This window comes from Pantoea sp. Pa-EAmG (genome assembly GCF_030024295.1).
In the GTDB taxonomy this organism is placed as follows: Bacteria; Pseudomonadota; Gammaproteobacteria; order Enterobacterales; family Enterobacteriaceae; genus Pantoea; species Pantoea dispersa.
Map to the genome: position 1 here is coordinate 1 of NZ_JASEWO010000349.1, position 1,376 is coordinate 1,376.

Here is a 1,376-nt window from a genome sequence, read left to right on the forward strand (position 1 = left end):
GTCGGCGATCCCAAAAATCCTTCACTTTTTTTGCATCTAACATTTCATTAAGCCTGATTTTAGCGATACGTCCAGCGTTCATTATCAGCAGAAAAATCAACATCACTTTTCGCGACATTCATAATGCGGCTATTGCAGAGGAAGTCATAATTAAAGCGTGTAAATTCATTTACCTCTCCGCCAGGAATAGGTAATAAACGTACACCGAGCGGTTTCGTTAACCGCACCGCGAGTGCAGCCGTATCAAGAATAATCGCGGCAATATCTTCAGGCAGTGTCGAACCTGGCACCGGGAGCATATCTAATCCACAACCACAAACAGTTGACCATGCATTAAGCGTATCAATGCTTAATGCACGACGATTATTGGTACTCGCCAGGGCATCATCTTCCAGTACTGAGAACATGACGCCATTGAAACCCGTTGCGCGAGCACCACTGATTGCGACTGCGCTTTTAATCGCATTCGTCAGAATACTGGTTATAAAGAGTGATCCCTGAACGCCACCAGGACGCGCACCAAGATTTTCAACTAACCTGCCGACAGAAATACTGCCATCCGGAAAAGGCGCCAGCGAGGCATCCAGACCGGCATACTCAAGCCCTGAATCAGACGCCAGCTCATGACCGAATGCATCAATTTCGCGTAAGCGTGCGCAGAGTCGAAGAATAAACTTGTCAGCAAAGTCCGCCAGCAGCATGTTGCCTTCCCGCACCTGCTCACTCAATTCCAAAGCAATATCGGTAGTTTCGAGGGCAAAACTAAACTTCAGTGTCTCACCTTCATGCCGGGAAAACGGAAAAAACGGGGCATTTGGCGGACAACGCAATGAGGCACCGAGGCGGAAATTATCAAAGCCATTATTACTGCGATGTGCTACCTGCAACATGAAACGGGCAACGTCATGGCTGGCTCGAATATTTATACCCTGCTCATCGGCTACCATCAGATTCAGAAACATACGCGGTTGCCTGAAGAGTAAAGCAAACGCGGCATCTAACCGTCCGCGGTAATTATCGCCATGCGTTAAGTCCAGCGGTAAGCAAAACCAACGAATATCAAGTCTTTCAGCCAACGCATTGATTGAATTTATTCGTGCCGGCAGGGTATAAATCTCATCTTCATCACGATCATTCAATGGTGGCAGGGTTAAACGTAAGGTTCGCAGTGGCCAACGACGAGACTGGAGTTTATCAATCACTAACGTGCGAAAGTGATGTAAACGTGACTCAGAATGCCCGTCGGAAATAGCGGAGTAAGGCAAGCCCAGCGTAATAGCTCGTATCATTAACCGTGATCCTCCTGCATCAGACGCCAGTAATCTGACAGCGTATTAATTTCATTAAATGCATGCTCCCCCAGGTCGTGAGCGAAG

Annotated in this window: 1 protein-coding gene; it reads right to left on the reverse strand. The window is 47.7% G+C overall.

Features of this window, described 5'->3' with window-relative positions:
- Positions 1 to 59: 59 nt before the first annotated feature.
- A complete protein-coding gene (locus tag QMM04_RS22510; RefSeq protein WP_282997108.1) occupies positions 60 to 1,289 on the reverse strand; it encodes a DUF711 family protein in 1,230 nt (409 codons plus the stop codon).
- Between the last annotated feature and the right edge of the window lie 87 nt (positions 1,290 to 1,376).